Annotated in this window: 12 protein-coding genes and 1 tRNA gene; 10 read left to right on the top strand and 3 right to left on the bottom strand. The window is 67.9% G+C overall.

Annotated features, from left to right (window positions below; translation table 11 throughout):
- The first annotated feature begins 121 nt into the window (after positions 1–121).
- The 3 genes from gyrB to DJ81_RS06050 all read left to right on the top strand — a co-directional run bounded on the left by gyrB (position 122) and on the right by DJ81_RS06050 (position 8,209).
- Positions 122–3,361: a DNA topoisomerase (ATP-hydrolyzing) subunit B gene (gene gyrB / locus DJ81_RS06060; protein ID WP_094526594.1), complete on the top strand. Its 3,240-nt coding sequence runs from the start codon at positions 122–124 to the stop codon at positions 3,359–3,361.
- Entirely contained in the window at positions 3,358–5,874 is a 2,517-nt protein-coding gene (gene gyrA / locus DJ81_RS06055) for a DNA gyrase subunit A (protein ID WP_094524534.1), read from the top strand. Before gyrB ends, gyrA begins: the two co-directional genes overlap by 4 nt.
- A gap of 256 nt (positions 5,875–6,130) precedes the next feature.
- A complete protein-coding gene (locus DJ81_RS06050) occupies positions 6,131–8,209 on the top strand; it encodes an AMP-binding protein (RefSeq protein WP_094588988.1) in 2,079 nt (692 codons plus the stop codon).
- A 6-nt stretch (positions 8,210–8,215) separates the two neighbouring features.
- Here the strand turns inward: DJ81_RS06050 and DJ81_RS06045 are convergent, their stop codons facing one another.
- Positions 8,216–8,683 (bottom strand): redoxin domain-containing protein, encoded by a 468-nt coding sequence (locus DJ81_RS06045; protein ID WP_094526593.1) that lies wholly within the window; start codon positions 8,681–8,683, stop codon positions 8,216–8,218.
- Positions 8,684–8,843: 160 nt separating this feature from the next.
- Here DJ81_RS06045 and DJ81_RS06040 point away from each other — a divergent pair, with 160 nt between their 5' ends.
- Both DJ81_RS06040 and DJ81_RS06035 read left to right on the top strand, forming a co-directional pair.
- Complete coding sequence (locus DJ81_RS06040; protein ID WP_094526592.1) at positions 8,844–9,125, top strand: twin-arginine translocase TatA/TatE family subunit; 282 nt, start codon at positions 8,844–8,846, stop codon at positions 9,123–9,125.
- 53 nt (positions 9,126–9,178) lie between these two features.
- Positions 9,179–9,251 (top strand) — tRNA-Arg (locus DJ81_RS06035).
- Between the two features lie 415 nt (positions 9,252–9,666).
- On the opposite strand, the gene DJ81_RS06030 is transcribed toward DJ81_RS06035, so the two are convergent.
- Together DJ81_RS06030 and DJ81_RS06025 are read right to left on the bottom strand one after the other, a co-directional pair.
- Entirely contained in the window at positions 9,667–10,911 is a 1,245-nt protein-coding gene (locus tag DJ81_RS06030; protein ID WP_241881496.1) for a nitrate/nitrite transporter, read from the bottom strand.
- Positions 10,912–11,127: 216 nt separating this feature from the next.
- Complete coding sequence (locus DJ81_RS06025) at positions 11,128–11,832, bottom strand: DUF1405 domain-containing protein (RefSeq protein ID WP_094558485.1); 705 nt, start codon at positions 11,830–11,832, stop codon at positions 11,128–11,130.
- A 197-nt stretch (positions 11,833–12,029) separates the two neighbouring features.
- On the opposite strand from DJ81_RS06025, the gene DJ81_RS06020 reads away from it, so the two are divergent.
- The 5 genes from DJ81_RS06020 to DJ81_RS06005 form a co-directional block, all read left to right on the top strand.
- Complete coding sequence (locus tag DJ81_RS06020; RefSeq protein ID WP_094588963.1) at positions 12,030–14,903, top strand: bacterio-opsin activator domain-containing protein; 2,874 nt, start codon at positions 12,030–12,032, stop codon at positions 14,901–14,903.
- A 149-nt stretch (positions 14,904–15,052) separates the two neighbouring features.
- Entirely contained in the window at positions 15,053–15,196 is a 144-nt protein-coding gene (locus DJ81_RS18730) for a rubrerythrin-like domain-containing protein (RefSeq protein ID WP_141212022.1), read from the top strand.
- A complete protein-coding gene (gdhB, locus tag DJ81_RS06015) occupies positions 15,193–16,536 on the top strand; it encodes a glutamate dehydrogenase GdhB (protein ID WP_394338289.1) in 1,344 nt (447 codons plus the stop codon). Before DJ81_RS18730 ends, gdhB begins: the two co-directional genes overlap by 4 nt.
- Before the next feature lie 192 nt (positions 16,537–16,728).
- The gene (locus DJ81_RS06010; protein ID WP_094588961.1) at positions 16,729–20,514 is read left to right on the top strand and encodes an ATPase, T2SS/T4P/T4SS family; all 3,786 of its coding nucleotides are present in this window, start codon (positions 16,729–16,731) and stop codon (positions 20,512–20,514) included.
- A 27-nt stretch (positions 20,515–20,541) separates the two neighbouring features.
- Positions 20,542–21,973 (top strand): type II secretion system F family protein (locus DJ81_RS06005; RefSeq protein ID WP_094588959.1); only part of this gene is annotated, 1,432 nt, incomplete at its 3' end.

Below are 21,973 nucleotides of genomic sequence, written 5' to 3'. Positions count from 1 at the left end.
GAGTGACCCGTGCGCACGCACCGGACCGCCTTGACTCTCGTCCGCGCCCGTCGCCTCCTGCACGCCCGCGTGCGCGTGCGCCGGGTTTATAAGCCGGCACTGACTAAATCAGGCAAGTTCTATGTCAGAGCAGAGTGAATACGGAGCCGGCCAGATACAGGTCCTCGAAGGCCTCCAGGCCGTCCGTAAACGTCCGGCGATGTATATCGGATCCACGGACGGTCGAGGATTGCACCATCTCGTCTACGAGGTCGTCGACAACTCTATCGACGAGGCCCTCGCGGGCTACTGCGACGAGATCACCGTCACGATCCACGGGGACGGCTCCGTCAGCGTCAGCGACGACGGGCGGGGCATCCCCGTCGACACCCACGAGAAGTACGACCGGCCGGCGCTCGAAGTGATCATGACCGTCCTCCACGCCGGCGGGAAGTTCGACTCCAAGTCCTACCAGGTCTCCGGCGGCCTCCACGGGGTCGGCGTCAGCGTCGTCAACGCCCTCTCGGAGCGGCTGGAAGTCGAGGTAAAACGCGACGGCGGCGTCTACCGCCACGAGTTCGCCCGCGGCGAGCCCGTCGAGGGCGCGTTCGAGCGCGTCCGCGACATGGACGAGGGCGAGGACACGGGGACGTACATCCGCTTCTGGCCCGACGGCGACATCTTCGAGACGGGCGACTTCGAGTTCTCGACGCTCGCCAGCCGCCTGCGCGAGCTGGCGTTCCTCAACTCCGGCGTCGCCATCACGCTCGCGGACGAGCGCGACGCGGACGGCGACGCCGCCGACGCGGGCGACGAGCAGACGTTCCTCTACGACGGCGGCATCCGCGAGTTCGTCGGCTACCTCAACGAGGCGCGGACGCCGATCCACGACGAGGTTATCTACTTCGCGGACGAGGACCAGGACATCCACGTCGAGGTCGCGATGCAGGCGACCGAGGAGCTGCAGGGTTCCGTCCACGCGTTCGCGAACAACATCAACACCCGCGAGGGGGGCACCCACCTCACCGGGTTCAAGACGGCCCTCACCCGGACCGTCAACGACTACGCCAACGAGCACGGGCTCGTCAACGACCTCGACGCGAACCTCAAGGGCGAGGACGTCCGCGAGGGGCTCACCGCGGTCATCTCCGTGAAACACCCCGACCCGCAGTTCGAGGGGCAGACGAAGACGAAGCTCGGCAACAGCGAGGTCCGCGGCATCGTCGAGTCCGCGACCCACGAGAAGCTCGGCACGTTCTTCGAGGAGAACCCCGACACCGCCCGGAAGGTCGTCCACAAGGCCGCGGAGGCCGCGCGGGCGCGCAAGGCGGCGAAGAAGGCCGAGGAGCTCACCCGCCGGAAGTCGGCGCTGGAGTCGACCGCGCTGCCCGGGAAGCTCGCCGACTGCCAGACCCGCGACCCCACCGAGGCCGAGCTGTTCGTGGTCGAGGGCGACTCCGCGGGCGGCTGCTTTACCGGTGACACGGAAGTCGCACTCGCATCCGGTCGGTCGATCACATTCGAGACGCTGGTCGATGAACACGAAGACGGGGAGACGCACTACTGTTACACGGTTGGACCTGACGGTAAGATAGAGATCCAGCAAGTGACGAATCCTCGGGTTACGAAACGAGACGCAAATCTCGTTCGAGTCACCCTTGATAACGGCGAGACGATACGGTGTACGCCTGACCACCAGTTCATGCTCAGAGATGGGAGCTACCGTGAGGCTCAGCATCTCGAAGACGGACAGTCGCTTATGCCGTTGTACCGAAAGACATCGGATACCGACGAGGAGAATATCACGATTGACGGCTACGAGATGGTGAAACAGCCGATAATGCGGGATTTCTGGGAATTCACCCATCTCCTCGCAGATCGGTACAATCTGGAACGCGGTCGGTACGCCGAAGCTGACGGAGAACACAAACACCACGTCGACTTCGACAAACGAAACAACCGCCCGGACAACATCGAGCGGCTCCCGGAAGACGAGCACATGCAGTTACACCGCGAACACGCGGAACGAACGCTGCACACGGAAGAGGTGTTCGAGAAACTTCGGGAGCTCAAACGGACCGAGGAGTTCCGTGAGAAGATGAGCGATCGCATGCAGCGAGAGGGGACAGTAGAGGTCCTCCGGGAGCAGGCGAAAAAGCAGTGGGAAGACGAAGAGTACCGTGAGAAAATGCGGGACGCGTGGCGGGAGTACTACGAGACGCATCCCGAGTACAGGGAGCGGGTTCGTGAGCGTCTCACCGAGGAGGCTCGGCAGTACTGGGCAGACGAATCTCACCGAGAAGAACAGTCCGAGCGAGTCGAAGAGTATTATGAAAATAACCCGGAGGCAGTGGAAACGCGTCGAAAAGACGCGAACGAACAGTGGGATGACGAGGAGCTACGCGACTGGCGGAGCAAGAAGACGGAGGAACAGTGGGACGAAGAGTTCAGAGAACAGCGCATGGAGGCGTACAACCAGACGTACTTCGAGCACACGATCCCGTTCATGAAAACGGTTCTCGAAGACGAGGGCGACCTAGAGAACTACGACGAACGTAGGCAGGTAGAGGGAGGACCGAACACCCTCACGAAATCGACGACGATAGAGAAGTTCTTCGAGGATGAAACCGCGTTGATCGAGGCCGTACAGACACACAACCACTCGGTTGCGTCTGTGGAACCGCTCGAAGAGACCGAAGACGTGTACGATCTCGAAGTCCCCGGTACCCACAACTTTGCTCTCGAATCTGGGGTCTTTGTTCATAATAGCGCCAAACAGGGCCGGAACCGCGAGAACCAGGCGATCCTCCCGCTCAAGGGGAAGATCCTCAACGTCGAGAAACACCGGCTCGACCGCATTCTTGAGAACGACGAGATCCGCGCGCTGATCACCGCGATCGGCGCGGGGATCGGCGAGGAGTTCGACATCGAGGACGCGCGGTACAACAAGATCATCCTGATGACTGACGCCGACGTCGACGGCGCACACATCCGGACCCTGCTCCTTACGCTCCTCTACCGCCACATGAAGCCCCTGCTGGAGGCGGGCTACGTGTACGCCGCCCAGCCGCCCCTCTACCGCGTCCGCTACCGCGGCGAGACGTACGACGCGATGACGGAGGCGGAGCGCGACCGGATCGTCGAGGAGAAGTGCGACGGCGACCCGGATCAGGTCCAGCGGTTCAAGGGCCTCGGCGAGATGAACCCCGACCAGCTGTGGGACACGACGATGGACCCGGAAAATCGCATCCTCAAACAGATCAACATCGACGACGCGGCCGCGGCGGACCGCATGTTCAACGTGCTGATGGGCGACGCGGTCGAGCCGCGGAAGCAGTTCATCAAGGAACACGCGACAGAGGCCGAGTGGGTGGACATATGAGCTCCGACGTACCCGACGCGAACCCCGACGACGTCCGCGCCGCACAGGTGACGAACGCCCGCATCGAGGACGAGATGGAGCAGTCGTACATCGACTACGCGATGTCGGTCATCGCCGGCCGCGCGCTCCCCGACGTCCGCGACGGGCTCAAACCCGTCCACCGGCGCATCCTCTTCGCGATGCACGAGGCGGGCGTCACGAGCAACTCCTCGCACCGGAAGTCCTCCTCCATCGTCGGCGAGACGATGGGTGACTACCACCCGCACGGCGACAGCGCCATCTACGACACGCTCGCGCGGATGGCCCAGGACTTCTCGATGCGGTACCCCCTCGTCGACGGGCAGGGGAACTTCGGCTCCGTCGACGGCGACCCGCCGGCGGCGATGCGGTACACGGAGGCCCGGATGGCCCCCATCGCCGAGGAGCTGCTGGCCGACATCGAGCGCGACACGGTCGACTTCACCGCCAACTACGACGACCGGCTCGAAGAGCCGGAGGTGCTGCCGTCGGCGGTGCCGCACCTCCTCGTCAACGGCTCCTCGGGGATCGCGGTGGGGATGTCGACGAACATCCCGCCGCACAACCTCGGCGAGGTCGTCGACGCGACGGTCGAACTGATCGAGAACCCGGAGTCGGCCGTCGAGGACCTGATGGAACACGTCAAGGGACCGGACTTCCCGACCGGCGCGAACATCGTCGGGCGGAACGCGGTTCATAAGGCGTACAAGACGGGTCGCGGTCGCGTTCGCGTCCGCGCCGAGTTCGAGGTCATGGAGGAGGAGGGCCGGATCGTCATCTCGGAGCTCCCATTCCAGCAGAACAAGTCCCGGCTCGTCGAGCGCATCGCCGAGGACGTCAACGAGGGCGCGATCGAGGGGATCCGCGACCTCCGCGACGAGTCCGACCGCGACGGGATGCGCATCGTCGTCGAGCTCAAGCGCGACGCGATGGCGGAGGTCGTCAAGAACCAGCTGTTAGAGAGCCACCTCGAACGCACCTTCGGCGTCATCAACCTCGCGCTGGTCGACGGCTCGCCGCAGGTGCTGGACCTGAAGGAGACGCTCGAACACTACGTCGAGCACCGCCGCGAGGTGGTGCGCCGCCGCTCAGAGCACGAGCTCGCGGAGCGAGAGGACCGCGCGCACATCCTCGAAGGCCGACTGAAGGCGCTCGAACAGGTCGACGACGTGGTCGAGACGATCCAGAACTCCGACGACCGCGACGCCGCGAAGGCCGCGCTGGAGGCGGAGTACGAGTTCAGCGAAGCCCAGGCGGCGCACATCGTCCGCATGCAGCTCGGCTCGCTCACCTCGATGGAGACGCAGGAGATCGAGTCGGAGTACGAGGATGTCACCGCCCGCATCGAGCGGCTGGAGACGATCCTCGCCGACCCCGACGAGCTCGACGCCGTGATCGTCGACGAGCTGAACGACATGAAGGCGGAGTACGGCGACGAGCGCCGCACGAGCTTCATCGAGGACGTCGGCGACGTCACCCACGAGGACCTCATTCCGGAGGAGGAGTGCGTCGTCGTGATGAGCGAGGACGACTACATCAAGCGCATGTCGCTCGACACCTTCCGGGCGCAGAACCGCGGGGGTAAGGGGATCATCGGCACCGGCCTGAAGGAGGGCGACAGGGTCTCCTCCGTGTTCGCCGCGAACTCCCACGACTACCTGCTCGTCTTCACCAACCGCGGACAGATCTACGAGCTGAAGACGTACGAAATCCCGGAGATGTCCCGGACCGCCCGGGGGAAGTCCGCGGTCAACCTCCTCGACCTCGACGGCGGCGAGGAGATCGAGGCGGTGGTGAACACCGACGACCTCGACGACGACGAGTTCCTCACGATGGTCACCCGCGACGGGTACATCAAGCGGACCGCCGTCGACGAGTTCGGGAACATCAGGTCGACGGGGATCCGCGCGATCCGGCTGGAGGACGGCGACGAGCTCGTCGACGTCGAGGTGACCGACGGCGACACGGACATCGTCATCGGGAGCCGGAACGGGATGGCGATCCGCTTCGACGAGTCGGAGGCCCGGGCGATGGGCCGGACCGCCCGCGGCGTGATCGGGATCGACCTCCGCGAGGGCGACGCGGTCGCCGGCGTGGCCGCCATCGACGACGCGTACCACAACTGGGTGCTCACCGTCACGGAGAACGGCTACGGGAAGCGCTCCGACCTCGACGAGTACCGCCTCCAGTCCCGCAACGGGAAGGGGCTGATCGACATCAAGACCGGCGACCGCAACGGCGAGGTCGTCGCCATCGAGGCGGTCACCTACGGCGACCACCTGGTCGCGATGAGCGGCGACGGCCAGATCATGCGGACCCGCGTCGAGGAGATATCCACCGTGAGCCGAAACACGAAGGGCGTTATCGTGATGAACCTGGACCCGGACGACGAGGTCGCCTCCGTGGACATCGTTCCCAAGTCGGTGTACGCCGACGCGGAGGCCGCCGCGGACGAGGCCGATCCCGTCGCCGACGTCCCGGTCGAGACCGAGTAGGTCCCCGATCTTCCCGGCCGCGTCGACCGGGGTCGACCGCTTCTCCCTCTGTCAGAGCCCGCAGGGCCTCCCGACGCTCGCGTGTCCGGGGTTCAACTCTCGCGGCGCCGATCGCGTTCTCATGCGCCGACGCGAACTCCTCGCGGCGACGACCGCGACAGCGACCACGGCGGCGGTCGCGGGCGAGTGCGTGGAACCGCGGTGGCGCGAATTTCAGGAAAATTACTTACCGTTACCGCGAAAACGGCCGGACGAGATGGACGAGTACGAGGGGATAGACGAGGTCGTGCACGAGCCGAGCGAGGCGTTCGCGGAGTCGACGAACGTCGCCGCGTTCATGCGCGAGTACGACATCGACGACTACGAGGCGCTCATCGAACGCACCACCTCGGAGCTCCCGGGCGCACCGGCGTCCGGCGTCGACTGGTTCTGGGACGAGGTCGTCGACTACCTCGACATCGACTTCTACACGGAGTACGACGCGGTTCGTGACAGCGCGGAGCGGAGCTCCGCGGGCAACCGGACGCAGTCCGGTGACGACAGCGACGGCCCCCAGTTCACCGACTGGTACCCCGGCGGCGAGATCAACGTCGCGCACAACGTCGTCGACAGACACGCCGCGGTCGACTCGCCGAACCGGAACCGGGTCGCGCTGATCTGGGAGGGCGAGCCCGGCGACGTCCGGGAGGTCACCTTCCACGAGCTGGCCCGCCAGACCGACCGCGTCGCCAACTACCTGGAGTCGGTCGGCGTCGAGACCGGGGACACCGTGGCCCTGTACATGCCGATGGTGCCCGAGGTCGTCTCGATCCTCTACGGCTGCCTGAAAGTCGGCGCGATCGCGGTGCCGATCTTCTCCGGGTTCGGGACCGAGGCGACGGCGACCCGGATCGCCGACGCGGAGCCGTCGGTCCTGTTCACCGGCGACGGCTTCTACCGCCGCGGGAGCGAGGTCCGGCTGAAGGGGACCGCCGACGAGGCGATCGCGGACGCGGGCCACGTCGAACACACCGTGGTGTACGACCGATTGGGCGCGACGCCGGCGGCCGAGTCGGCGGGGGGCGACGGCGGTGGCGTCGAGCCGGTCCCGTGGGACGCCGACCGCGACGTCACCTGGGGGGAGGCGGTCGCGTCGCGATCGACCGACTACGAGACGAAGCGGCTCCCGAGCGACCAGGAGTCCATGCTGCTGTACTCCTCGGGGACGACGGGCGAGCCGAAGGGGATCGTTCACACCCACGCGGGCGTCCTCACCCAGTGCGCCAAGGAGATCCACTTCGGCTTCGACCAGAAGCCGGCGGACCGGTTCTTCTGGGTCTCCGACATCGGCTGGATGATGGGGCCGTGGACGCTGATCGGGAACCACGCGTTCGGCGGGACCGTGGTGATGTACGAGGGCGCGCCCGACCATCCCGAGCCGGACCGCTTCTGGGAGCTGATCGACCGGCACTCGATCACGCAGTTCGGCATCTCGCCGACCGCGATCCGCGCGCTCCGCAAGCACGGGGACGAGTGGGTCGAGGGCCACGACCTCTCATCGCTCCGAATCTTAGGCTCCACCGGCGAGCCGTGGGACCCGGAGTCGTGGCGGTGGTTCTACGACGCGGTCGGCGGCGGCGACTGCCCGATAATCAACATCTCCGGCGGCACCGAGATCTGCGGCTGCTTCCTGATGCCGATGCCGAACCAGCCGCTGAAGCCCTGCACGCTCGGGGGACCGGGGCTCGGGATGGACATCGACATCGTCGACGAGACCGGCGAGTCGGTCCGGGACGAGGGGGAGCGCGGCTACCTCGTCGCCCGCGACTCCTGCCCGTCGATGACGAAGTCGCTGTGGTCCGGCGACGAGCGCTACCTGAACGAGTACTGGTCGACGTGGGACGACCTCTGGGACCACGGCGACTTCGCGCAGAAGGACGACGACGGGTTCTGGTTCCTCCACGGCCGCGCCGACGACGCCCTGAACGTCGCCGGGCGGAAGGTCGGCCCGGCCGAGATCGAGGGCGTGCTCATCGACCACGACGCCGTCAATCAAGCGGCCGCGGTGGGCGTCCCGGACGATACGACCGGCACCGCGGTGGTCGCCTACGTCGTCCTCGAACCCGACGTCGAACCGGGCGACGGGCTCCGCGAGGAGCTTCGCGAGCTGGTCGGCGAGGAACACGGGAAACCGTTCCGGCCGCGCGAACTGCTCTTCGTCGACGCCTTCCCGAAGACGCAGTCCGGGAAGATCATCCGGCGCGCGATCGAGTCGGTTTATAACGACGAGGACCCCGGCGACCTCTCCTCGATGGAGAACCCGGAGGCGCTGGCGGACCTCCGCGACGCGGTCTGAGGTAACCTACGCCGCCTCGGCGACCGCCTCGTCGAGCGCGTCGTAGTCCGGCTCCTGTCCCGCGTGCTCCGCGAGCCAGCGGTAGGTCACGACGCCGTCGCCGTCGATCACGAAGACGGCCCGCTGCGCGACCGCGTCGACGCCGTAGCGGTCGAACGACTCGACCACGTCGTACGCCTCGATCGCGCGGTGGTCGGGGTCGCCCACGAGCGCGAACGGGAGGTCGTACTGCGTCCGATAGGCCGCGAGCGCGTGCGGGAGGTCGGTGCTCACGCCGAGCAGGGTGCAGTCGTCGCGGTCGAAGCCGTCCCGGAGCGCTTCCATCTCGTCGGTGCAGGTGTTCGAGAAGGCGGCCGGGAAGAAGGCGAGCACCACGGGCTCGTCGCCGAGGCGGTCGCCAAGCCGGAACGATTCGATGTCGCCGTCAACGAGCGGGGCGGTGAAGTCGGGGGCGTCGTCGCCGACTGTCGTCATACCTCCCGGTTGCGCCGCGCGGGTATCACGGTTTCGGCGTTCGTCGACCGACTTCCCGCGAAGGCGGGATTATGGGCGCGTTGCCCGGCCAGCGACGACTCGGCGTCGGCTCACCGAGGCAAAAAGACTATAGTCGCAAGAGGGTTACTCCGGGACAGAGATGGCAATTCCGACTCCACTGATCGGCGGCATCCCGGCGGGCCCGGAGCTCCTCATCATCCTGCTCGTGCTGGTCCTTCTGTTCGGGGCGAACAAGATTCCGAAGCTCGCTCGGTCGACCGGCCAAGCGATGGGCGAGTTCAAGAAGGGACGCGAGGAGGTCGAGGACGAACTGAAACAGATGCAGGGAGACGACGAGGAGTCGACCGTTAGCGCGGACTCGACGGTCGACGAGGACGAGGACCTCGAGGACCTCGAAACCGAGAAAGAGACGAGCGCGTAGACCTGCTCGGCGACGCCGACCGATCCCCGCTGCGACGTTTTCTCCGCCGCGTTGGGCGCGTGGCCTAGCGGACAGGGCGAGAGGTTCCTAACCTCTCGATCGCGGGTTCGAATCCCGCCGTGCCCGTATCTCACTGCGTCCGATACGGGCACGGCTGACCCTCGCTCGCTCACTTCGTTTCGCTCGCGAGGATCCCGTCGCGCCCGTTCCTTCGCTTCGCTTGACCGTGTCTGAGTACACATGATCCCGTCCGCCAACGTCGCGGCGAAGCACGCCGGAAAGACGGACCTCGATCTCCACGAGAAACGCACCACATTCTACTCGATAGCACTCTATACCGCTCCACCTACACCGGCGCAATGTGGCGATTATCGGGCCGTTTTGCCGATCAAAACGCATCGTCCGCATTTGTTAACCCCCTGATTTCGGGTGCGGAGGCGGATTCTATCGAACGATTCGTCTCCGCGCGTCGTATCTCGCGGTCCCTGTTCTGACCGATTCGGAACCGATCAAAATCGACTGCCGAACGCGAAGGACGTAATCAGACCGGCGTCGCGGCGGTGCCGGACTCGGCCATCCGCCAGACGGTGAGCGCTCCCGTCACGCCGAGGCCGACCGCGAGCGCGAACAGGACGGCGTCGGTGCCCGCGGTGGCGATCAGTTTGCCGGCCACGACGGGCGCGACGAACGACGCCGCCCACCCGGCCACGCTCGCGATCGAAACGGCCGTTCCGGCGGCGCTCGGGGCAACGAACTCCTGAATTGACTGGTACATGAGCCCGATCTGCAGTTGGAGGAACACCCCTGCGAGGACGAGCGTCGCGACGAGTACCGCGATAGTCGTGCTGTAGTACATGAGGACCGAGAGCACGGTGGCGCCGACGAACGAGGCGGCGAAGACGGGCCGCCGTCGCCGGGCGAACACCGTGTCCGACAGCCATCCGCCCGTCGGCCGAGCGAGGATCCCGACCGCGGGAAACAGCGCGACGAACGCGCCGCTCTCCGCCAGCGACACACCGAACTGACGGGTGATGTACGTCGGCATCCACGAATTAAACACCATATACAGCGAGTAGCCGAGGCCCGTGACGGCGACGATCATCCACACGTTCCGGTTTCTCAGCACCCGCTTGAAGCCGACCAGTGTTATCGGGTCCGGGGCCGTGGCCGCCCGGAACCCGCCGACCCGCCCGACCGCGACGGAGAGCGCGAGCGACATCGCGAAGACCGCGCCGCCGAAGACGGGGAACACCCCCGGCCAGGCGACGACCTCGGCGAGGCGCGGCGCACCGAGTTGTCCGAGCGCGTACCCGGCGGGATATCCCGAGATGATCACCGACGTCGCCGTCGCCCGCCTGTCGGGTGGGAACGTCCTCGACCCGACGTTGATACTGACGACCCAGAGAACGAACATTCCGACGCCTGCGAACAGTCGCGACGCGATCAGCAGCGAGACGGTCCCCTCGCTCGCGGCGAACCAGTCGCCGACGCTGCCGACGAGGAGGACGGCCGCCGCCGCGGGGATAACCGCACGGGTCTCGACGCGATCGAGATAGATCCCAACGGGAATACCGATCACCGTCGCGGCCACCTGTGGCATCGAGACGAGTGCGGCGGCCGTGGTCTCGGTGATATCGAGATCGGTCATCATCAGCGTGAGGATACTGGCCGGGGTGATCAGGTACGCACCGACGAACAGGAGCAGCAACCACGCGGCCGCGATAGTTACGACCCGCCACGCCGAGTCTCCGACGAGGTCACCGCCTCCGGTCAGCTTGGTATGCAAGACGGTCCCGATTGACAGTGTTTGGAAATAATCCTATTGGTGGTGATACAAGGCGTCGAGCGGTGGTGTCGCTGAGCCGCCGGTGTCCGTCTGCGGCGCAGACCGTTCGCGTCGTATCCCGCAGACGCCGGATCGGCCGGGGAGGCCGACCGCTTCGACACTACCGGTTATCGACGGACCCCCCGCGAATTCGCGAAAGCCGACGACGAGGGACACTTACCCAGTCTCGTCCAGCCGCGGGAACGACCGCCACGCGAGCCACACAGAGAAGACGGCGATCGCGAGCGTCGCGCCCGCCAGCAGCGGCCCGGGCTCGTACAGGAGGGGCGGGTGGTAGCCGACCCCGTAGTCGAGCGCGACGTTCCCGACGGCCAGCGCGAGCGCGAGTCCGAGCGCCCCGCGGCTCGTCCGCCCGAACGCCGGGAACAGCAGCGCGAGCCCGACGAAACAGAGGTGCGTGCCGAGCACGCCCCAGTAGTAGATCCACGCGTCGGGGGCCGCGACGTACTGCGAGAAGGCGAGGTTCAGTGAGACCAGCGGCCAGAGGCCGAACGTGACCAGCCAGACGAACGCGAGCGTGTGGAGGTACGCCAGCGGCCGCGACGCGGGAGCGTCGGCGGCCACGCTCCCGCCGGAAAGCACCGTCGGCACGAGCGTCAGCAGGACCGCCCCGCCGAGCGCGACCGCGACCGCCGAGTCCGCGTACAGCGGCCACAGCGGAACCGGCACGTCGCCGGCCGTCGGGGCGTAGTAGCCGGCGCCGACCGCGAGCATGAACGCGACGAACGCGAGCACGACGCCGAGGCTCCGGGGGGTGCCGAGCAGCTCCTCGGCGACCGCCTCGCGGACGCGCCGCCGGACGGGCGCCCGTCGGAGCCGCCCGAGGGACCGCAGCCCGTCGGGGGCGTCGGAGCGTGTCACACCGTCCGCTTCGACCCCGACGACCTAAAGGCCCGCTCTCCGTTCGGCCGCGGCCGGGTCCGGGCCGAGCGCGGCGGCCGACGAACCGCCCCGGGTTGAATAGTAAACAACAGGGATTTTGCTCGTCCGACGAGTAGCCCGCGGTATCGACGCGCCGCGTCGCGTTCCGGTACGCGGCCGGTGCCGTCGCGTTTCACATGAGTTCCACATCCCGCGGCGTTCTCGACGCCGCCGATATCGTTGTGGTCGGCGAGACGGCGTGGTCGAACGCCTACGTCGACGCCCTCCGAGATCGGTCCGACGCGAGCGTCCGGGTCGTCCCGACGGCGGCGGCGGCGCTGGACGCCCTCGGAGCGTCGGCGGTCGACTGCGTGGTGACCGACTACGAGCTCCCGGGGACCACGGGCGTCGAACTCGCTCGCCGGATACGCGACCGGACGGCCTCGCTGCCGGTCGTCCTGGGAACGACCGCGGGGAGCGAGGCGATCGCCAGCGAGGCGATCGGCGCCGGCGTGACCGACTACCTCGCGATCGACGACCCGCTGCCGGACGCGGTCGACGACGCGATTCGGCGGACGGAGCGGGCCGTCCGGGAGGCCCGCCGGTCGGTGACGCGACGCGAGCGCGCGCGGCAGTTCGACGCCTCCTTCCGAGACGCCAGGTCGGCGACGTGGGTGCTCGACCCGGACGGGCGGCTCACGCGCGTCAACCAGGCCGCCCTGGATATGGTCGACGCCGACGCGGACGCCGTCGTCGGCGACCCGTTCTGGACCCTCCCGTGGTGGTCCGAGGGCGACCGTCCGCGCGAGGACATCCGCCGGCTCGTCGACGCCGCGCGGGGCGGGGAGTTCGCCCACGCCGTCGTCGTCCGGGACGCGACCGACGACCGGGTGCTGGAGCTCTCCGTCCGGCCGGTCACCGACGAGCGCGGGGACCTCTCTTCGATCGTCGTGGACAGCGCGGACATCACCGACCGGGTCGCCCTCGAGCGGGAGCTCCGGCGGTCGGAGAAGCTCCACCGCGTCACGCTCAACAACATGACCGACACCGTCCTGATAACCGACGAGGACGGGGAGTACACCTACGTCTGCCCGAACGTTCACTTCATCTTCGGGTACACCGCCGAGGAGATCCGCGAGCTGGGAACCATCGAGGACCTGCTCGGGGAGGACCTCTTCGACCGAGAGGCGCTCGCCGAGGAGGGCGTCCTGAAGAACATCGAGACCACGGCCACGGACAAGGCCGGCCACGAGCACACGCTGTTGGTGAACGTCCGCGAGGCGTCCATCGAGGACGGCACGCTGCTGTACAGCTGCCGGGACGTCACGAAGCGCAAGCAGCGCGAGCGGGCGCTCGCCACCCTCCAAGAGACCGCTCGGGACTTCCTCTACGCCGAGACCCACCGCGAGATCGCCCGTCACGTCGTCGACGACACCCCGGACGTGCTCGGTCTCGACGCCGGCGCCGTCTACCTCTTCGACGCCGACGACACCCGACTCCGGCCAGCCGCCCGCTCGCAGGCGATGCGGAACGTCTACGGCCCGCTGCCGGCCGTGCACGCGGACGGTCGCGACCTCACGAGTCACAGCTTCGTCGAGAACGAGGCGCTGTTCTTCGACGACGTGCACGACTCGGACCGCCTCACGGACCGCGCCACGGGCCTCCGGAGCGCGGCGTACATCCCCCTCGGGAACCACGGCGTGTTCGTCGCCGGCTCGACCGACGTCGGCGCCTTCGACGACGTCAGGCGGGAGCTGGCCGACCTCCTCGCGGCGACCGCCGAGGCGGCGCTCGACCGGGTCGACCGGGAGTCCCAGCTCCGCGAGCAGGACCGCGAGCTCCAGCGCCGAAACGACCGGCTCTCGGCGCTCGACCGGATCAACGAGACGATCCGCGAGATCGACCACGGGATCGTGCAGGCCGAGACCCGCGAGGAGATCGACCACACCGTCTGCGAACGGCTCACCGCGGACGGGCGCTTCCGGCTCGCGTGGATCGGCGCCCGCGACGACGCCGGCGACGCGGTGACGCCGCGGGCGTGGGCGGGGACCGATCGGGGCTACCTCGACGCGCGGACGTTCCCTGTCGCTCCCGAGAGCGTCGAACCGGCGGGCCGGACGGCGGCGACCGGGGAGGTGACCCACGTCTCGAACGTCGCGGCCGACATCCGCGCGGCGCCGTGGCGTTCGGACGCGATCTCCCGCGATCTGCTCTCGGTGTTGAGCGTCCCGCTGGTGTACAACGACCTCTCGTACGGCGTGTTGACCGTGTACGCGGAGGCGCCGGACGCGTTCGACGAGACCGTACAGGCCGTGCTCGCGGAGCTCGGAGAGACGATCGCCGCCGCGATCAGCGCCGGCGAGCGCACGCGCGCGCTGCTCACGACCTCGATGACCCGCGTCGAGTACGCGGTCCGCGACCCGTCGTTCGTGCTCTCGCAACTGGCCGAGACCGCCGGCTGCACGGTCTCTTACGAGGGCGGCGTTCGACAGACCGTGAGCGGCAACGACGTGTTCCTCACCGTCGAGGACGCGCCGCTCGACGCGGTCGTCGACGCGACCGAGGAGCTCGTGGCCGTCGAGGCCGTTCGGCGGATCCGGGGCGGCGACGCCGGAGGGGTGGTGCGACTCCGACTGGCCGAACCCTTCCTCGCCGCGGATCTGGCGGAACACGGCGCCGTCCTCCGGAGCGCGACGGCGACGGCCGAAGGGGCGGAGTTGGTCATCGACGTTCCCGGCGGGGGCGAACACAGACACGTCACGCGGCTCGTCCGCGACCGGTTCGCCGACGTCGACCTCTCGTCGAAGCAGTCGCGCGAACAGGCGTCCGAACACGGGTTCTACGCGTCGGTGCTCGACAGGCTGACCGACAGACAGCTCGAGGTCTTAGAGACCGCGTACTACAGCGGGTTCTTCGAGTCGCCGCGGAAGGCGACCGGCGAGGTCGTCGCGAACTCGCTCGACATCTCTCCGCAGGCGTTCTACCAGCACATCCGAACGGCCCAGCGGAAGCTGTTCGCGGCGCTGATCGACGACCACGCGCCGGTGGCCGCCGGCCACGTCGACCGCTGATCCCGGTCCCCTGCTCTGCCACAGTAAGGTTTAATTATAAACTACCCCGTTCGAGGCGTGGTTGGATGAGCAACTACTGAATATATCCTTATATCCCCAATATGCCCTTGTAGAGTCCCGCGCAGACGCGCCGGAACTCACGACCACCAATGAGGGACGTCGACCAGAAATCGGCCGAGGAATCGCCCTACGAGTGTTTCGACTGCGGACACGTCGTGCTCGCCGAGAACAATCCCGGTCAGTGTCCCGACTGCGGGGGCGAGATACGGAACCGACACACCCCGCTCGAGTGACGATGGGTCCGACATCGACGACGGCCGGCGACGAGCCGCGAGCGGAGACCCGATCGGAACCGAACGACCCTGAACCGAACGACTCTGAACCGAACGAGCCGGAATCGGCGCTGGAGACGGCGCGCCGACAGCTTCAGCACGCCGCCGATCACCTGGATATCGATCCGAACGTGGTCGAACGGCTCAAACACCCTAAGCGGGTCCACGAGGTCACCGTCCCGATCGAACGCGAGGACGGGGACGTGGCGGTGTACACCGGGTATCGCGCGCAACACGACAGCGTCCGCGGCCCGTATAAGGGCGGGCTCCGGTATCACCCCGACGTGACGCGCGAGGAGTGCGTCGGCCTCGGCATGTGGATGACGTGGAAGTGCGCCGTGATGGACATCCCGTTCGGCGGTGCGAAAGGCGGTATCGCGGTGAATCCGAAGGACCTGACCGACGAGGAGACGGAACGGCTGACGCGCCGGTTCACGGACGAGATCCGGGCCGTCATCGGTCCCACGACGGATATCCCCGCGCCCGACATGGGCACGGACCCGCAGACGATGGCGTGGCTGATGGACGCCTACTCCATGCAGGAGGGCGAAACGATCCCCGGCGTGGTGACGGGGAAGCCGCCCGTCGTCGGCGGGAGCGAGGGCCGCGACGAGGCGCCGGGCCGGAGCGTCGCTATCGTCGCCCGCGAGGCCGTCGATTACTACGGGAAGGCGATCGGTGAGACGTCGGTCGCGGTGCAGGGGTTCGGGAGCGTCGGGGCGAACGCCGCCACGCTGCTCGACGACTGGGGGGCGAACGTCGTCGCCGTGAGCGACGTCACCGGCGGCGTCTACGACCCGGACGGCCTCGACACGCGCGCGATCCCCTCCCACCGCGAGGAGCCGGAAGCGGTGATGACCCACGAGGCGCCGGGGACGGTGACGAACGACGCCCTGCTGGAGCTCGACGTCGACGTGGTGATCCCGGCGGCGATCGGGAACGTGCTGACGGCCGACAACGCCGACGACGTCGCCGCGGACATCGTTATCGAGGGGGCCAACGGTCCGACGACGAGCGCGGCGAGCGAGGTCTTCGCCGAGCGCGACGTGCCGGTGATCCCGGACATTCTGGCCAACGCCGGCGGGGTGACGGTGAGCTACTTCGAGTGGCTTCAGGACATCAACCGCCGCGCGTGGTCGCTCGACCGCGTCAACGACGAGCTGGAGACCGAGATGCTCGACGCCTGGGGAGACGTCCGGGACGAGTTCGAAGCGCGGGACGTGACGTGGCGCGACGCCGCCTACATCGTCGCCCTGTCGCGGATCGCCGAGGCGCACGAGGCGCGCGGGCTCTGGCCCTGAGGGGTCGCTCCCGCCGCGGGTCGAGCCCGCGCCGTCGGAAGTGACCGGCGGCGCCGTCGGAGGGAGGGTCGGCCGCGCGCCATCGCCGTCAGTCGATCGGCTCGTCCGCCGCTTCGGTCACCCCCTCCGGGGATTATCAGTCGCGGGTTTTTGCGAGACACCTTTTTCAACGGTTGCGGCGTTCCCGTACGCATGGCAACCGAGGACGCCGAGCGTTCGCCCCTCTCGCCCGACGAGACGGCGGACTCCGCGGCGTCCGATCCCCCGGTCGCGGTGGGACGGTACTCGTGGCGCTCGTTCCTCCGCGACCGCGGCCGTGACGACGCCGCGGACGAGCTGTACGCCGACATCGGCGAGGGGCCGGTCGTCCCGTCGACCGCCGTCGACGCCCACTTCGAGGACGGCGTCGACCGAGTCATCCGCGCCGCCGGCGTCGACGAGCCGTACACGACCGACGGCGACACCGCCGTCCCGGGACACGGAACCCCCGAGGCGGGCGCCCTCGTGATCGGCCCCGACCGAGTCGTCCTCAGCGGCGCGGCCGTCGTCCCCGCCGGGACCTCGACCGCGGCGAACCCTCCCGACCCGAGAGCGGAGTCGGTCGGAACGACGGAGGGGGGCGACGGAGACGGCGAGGCGGGCGATGGCGAGGAAGACGACGCCGATGCCGACAGAGAGGGTGACGGCGAGCGGGACGACGGAGCCGACGGCGACGGCGATGCCGACAGCGAGGGCGATGCTGACAGCGACGGGGACGACGGCGATGCCGACAGCGGGGATGATTCTGACAGCGACGGGGACGACGGCGATGCCGACAGCGGGGATGATCCTGACAGCGACGGCGAGGAGGACGACACCGACGGCGAAGAGGCCGTCGTTCCGACCGAACCCGACTCTGCCGCTGGGGACGGATCGGAAGGACCGGACGAGCGAGAGGGGCCGACCGAGCCGGACGAACGCTCCGGAATCGCGGTCGACGGCGCGGGCGTTCCCGGGGTCGTGGTCGCTGCGGGCAACGACGTGGAATCGGTCCCTCGGCGCGTCCCGACCGCTGAGGAGTGGGCTCGCGTCGGCGTGGACCCGGGCGAGTTCCTCGGCTTCGACCCGTCGGAGACGGCGTACCGAGTCCGGGCGGCCGCGGCCGTCGGCGACGTCCTCTGGGACCTGTGCTCGGCGCGGTACGACCTCTATTCGGTGCCGGTCTTAAAGGGGTACTACACGTGGGACGACTACCGCGACGAGTTCTTCCTCGACGAGGACGGGAACCCGCCGACCGGCGAGGACGACGAGCCGCTGGCGTTCACCCACGAGGACAAGACCGAAGCGCTCGGGTTCGACCCCGACCGGACGGAGGAGCTCCTCGGCGCGGGCGGGAGCGCCGCCGCCGAGCTCGCCGACCTGGTCGACGAGCGCACGGTGAACGTGAACCCCGACGTCGACGAGGACGAGTTCTTCTCGACGGCGGACGGCGACACCACCCTCGCGAACCGGTACGACCTCGAGAAGGCGGTCCCGATGCCGAAGAAGGTCCACTTCCGAGAGATCGAGCGGTACTGGGTGAACAAGCCGTACGCGTTCGTCATCGTGTTCCGCTCGACGAAGGAGAACGAGGTGAAGTACTACGCGGTCCAGCCGTACCGGACCGACATCGAGGCCGACCTCGTCGAGTTCCTGACGGGGAAGCTCCGCACCTCGATCAAGTACGCCGACGAGGCGATCGCGGGCGGGGACGAGGCGTTCCGAAAGGACGTTATCGTCGACGAGACGCTCACCCTGCTCGACCGGTACGACCTCTACAAGCGCGAGGACGGCGACCGCGGGGTGATCGACGACCTCGTCGACGACGTGGTCGACCGGTTCGGCTTCGACGTCACCGAAGGGATCGCCGCTCGGATCACGGAGTCGCTCGGCTACGTGCCCCCGACGAAATCGGGGGCTGAGTCGGCGCCGGCGACGATCCTCGCCCGGCCCGAGCCCGCGGTGTTGGCCGAGGACCCGGAGACGCTGTCGGAGCACCAGGTCGAGAAGCTGCTGTACTACCTCAAGCGGGACTTCATCGGCTACGAGCGGATCGACCCGATCAAGTACGACATCAACGTGGAGGACATCTCCTGTGACGGGTACAACTCCCCCGTCTTCGTCTACCACTCCGACTACGAGCAGATCATCACCAACGTCTACCACGAGACCGACGAGCTCGACGACTTCGTCGTGAAGCTCGCGCAGCGCTCCGGGAAGGGGATCTCGAAGCGGCGCCCGCAGGTGGACGCCACCCTCCCCGACGGCTCCCGCGCCCAGCTCACGCTCGGCCGGGAGGTGTCGGACCACGGGACCAACTACACCATCCGACAGTTCAACGAGGTCCCCTTCACCCCGATCGACCTGATCAACTGGAAGACGTTCTCGCTCGACGAGATGGCGTTCCTCTGGCTCTCGATCGAGAACCACAAGAGCCTGATCTTCGCGGGCGGCACCGCCTCGGGGAAGACGACGAGCCTGAACGCGGTCTCGCTGTTCATCCCCTCGAACGCGAAGATCGTCTCCATCGAGGACACCCGCGAGGTCGAACTGCCGCAGCGCAACTGGATCGCCTCGGTCACCCGCCCCTCCTTCTCCGACGACGACAAGGGCGACATCGACGAGTTCGACTTACTGGAGGCCGCGCTCCGGCAGCGCCCCGACTACATCGTGATGGGCGAGATCCGCGGTGAGGAGGGCCGGACCGCCTTCCAGGTGATGTCGACCGGCCACACCACGTACACCACCTTCCACGCCGACACGGTCGGCGAGGTGCTCAAGCGGTTCACCACGGAGCCGATCAACGTCTCGAAGACGATGTTCACCGCCCTCGACCTGGTCTCCGTTCAGACGTCGACCCGGGTGCAGGGAAAGAAGGTGCGCCGAAACAAGTCGCTGACCGAGATCAACCACTACGACGCCGAGAACGACGAGATCAACGTTCAGGACGTGTTCCAGTGGCAGGCGGAGACGGACGAGTTCCTCCAGATGGGCGACTCGAACACCCTCGAAGACATCATGTTCGACCGCGGGTGGAGCCGCGAGACGCTGAACGAGGAGCTCCGGAAACGCCGGGTCGTGTTAGCGTACCTCATCGACCGCGGGCTCAACAGCTACGCGCAGGTGGCGGCGACGTTCCAGGCGTTCATCAACGACCCCGAGACGGTGCTCGCGCTGATGGCGAACGAGGGGCTGGAGCGCTCGCTGGAGGACCTCCGGGAGATGGAGTCCGTGCTCATCAACGTCGACCGCGACAAGGAGGAGATGATCCCCCGCCCCGAGCCGGACGAGGCGGGCCGCGCGGAGGTAGAGCGGATCCTCGCCGACGCCGGGGACCTGTTCGCCGAGTACCGGGGACGGATGCCCGACTCCGTCGCCGACGCGCTGCTCGACATCGCGCCCGCCGCCGACGTCGAGGCGACGCCCGACGACGACCACGGGACGCTCGCGGAGGCGGCCCGCGAGGCGGCGGCGCTCCACCCGGAAGCGGCCGGCCCCGAACTCCCCCAGATCGCCGCGGAAGCCGAGAGCGCACCGATCGACGGAACGCCGCCGGAGGCGGTGACGGCCGACGGCGGTGCCGGCGTCGAGTCGAGCGATCGGTCCCCGTCGTCGGAGGAACCGGCGAACGGGACGGAGGCGGCGGATGGATCGGGGTCGGGCACCGGGGTCCGTGACTCGAATGGCGCCGATTCGGGCGGTGGAAGCGGCGCTATCGACTTCGACGAGCCGTTCGAGGAGGGGATCGACGTGTTGGACCCGGCCGCGGAAGACGGCGAGGCAGGGCCCGATGACGACGCGGAGAGCGACGGCGAGGAGGGGGAGGCGGAGAGCGACGGCGAATCGGAAGAGACGGAGAGCGACGGCGAGGCGGGGGAGGCGGAGACCGACGACGGGGAGAGCGCTGACGACATCGACGACTGGGGGTTCGGCACGGTCGAGTCCCCGGAGGAGCGGTAGCGCCGTGACCCCGACGAGGTGGCTCGCGTGAGCCTCGACGCGGGGGTCGGCGACGGCTCCGCCGACGCCGACGTCCTCGCGGAGCTGTTCTACCCCGTCTTCGAGCTGCTGTTCGACCCCGACGGCGACTTCGTCGGCGACGTCGAGCGCAAGCTCGCGGAGGCGCGGATGCCGGACCAGGTCGAGATGTACGTCTCCCGAGCGCTCGGCGCCGGGCTGCTCGCCGGTGGGCTGCTCTGGGCGCTCGGCACGCTGATCGGGTACGGCGTGTTCTCGCTCGGGCTGATCGACCCGAACACGCTTTCGCTCGGGATGCCCGCGCCCACGCCGGCGATCCAGGAGCTGTTGCGGTCGCTGGTCGTGCCGACCGCGGTGCTGATAAGCGGGCTCGTCTTCGGGTCGATCGGCTTCGCGCTCGGGTTCGGCGCCCTCGTCGCGGTCCCCTACTCGCGCGCGTCGTCGCGGAAGCGCGAGATCAACCTCCTGCTCGCTGACTCCGTCTCGTTCATGTACGCGCTCTCCGTCGGCGGGCTCAATCAGCTCGAGATCCTGCGCGCGATGGCGACGGCGGAGGACACCTACGGCGAGGTCTCCCGCGAGTTCCAGAGCATCGTCAACGAGACGGAGTACTTCGGCACCGACTACCGGAACGCGATCCGCCAGCAGTCGATGGAGACCCCCTCCGACGAGCTCTCGCAGTTCCTCGCCGACATGCTCTCGATCGTCAACTCCGGCGGCGACATGGAGAGCTTCCTGAAGGATAAAAAGGAGAAACACCTCCGCACGTCGAAACAGGAGCGCGAGATGACCCTGGAGACGCTGGAGCTGTTCGGCGAGATGTACATGACGCTCTCGCTTTTCCCCCTCCTCCTGATCATCATCCTCGTCATCATGGGGATGATGGGGGAGGCGGACGACCGGCTGCTGTACGCGACGGTGTACGTCCTGATCCCGCTGACCGGGATCGGCTTCCTCGTGCTCGTCTCGACCGTCAAGCAGGACGAGCCCGGCGACGGCTACCTCCGCCCCGACGGCGGCAGCGAGCGGCTCCGACAGACGAGCCAGGAAGGGCTGCTCCACTTCGGACTCATCGAAGGGTTCGTCGGTCGATTCGGCGTCTTCGACCGGATCCGCGACCGGGAGGGGACGTACAAGACGAAGCGGATCGTCTCGGCGCCGCACCTCTTCCTGCGCGACAACCCGCTGTACACGCTGGCGCTGACCGTACCGGCCGCGGTCGCCATCGTCGCCATCGCGGCGCTCACGGGCAACGCGCCGACGACCTTCGACGGATGGGTCGCCCGCCCCGTCTGGTCGGCGTTCGTCTGGGTCTACGTCCCGGCGTACCTCGTGCTGGGCCCGCTCGCATTGTTCCACGAGTGGAGCCAGCGATCGAAGCGGGCGATCACGGGGAAGCTCTCGGAGAGCCTCCGGAAGCTCTCGTCGGCGAACGACACCG

Origin of the sequence: Halorubrum sp. Hd13, from assembly GCF_002252755.1 — an archaeon.
Taxonomy (GTDB): Archaea; Halobacteriota; Halobacteria; order Halobacteriales; family Haloferacaceae; genus Halorubrum.
This window is presented reverse-complemented; position numbering and strand designations above follow the sequence as displayed.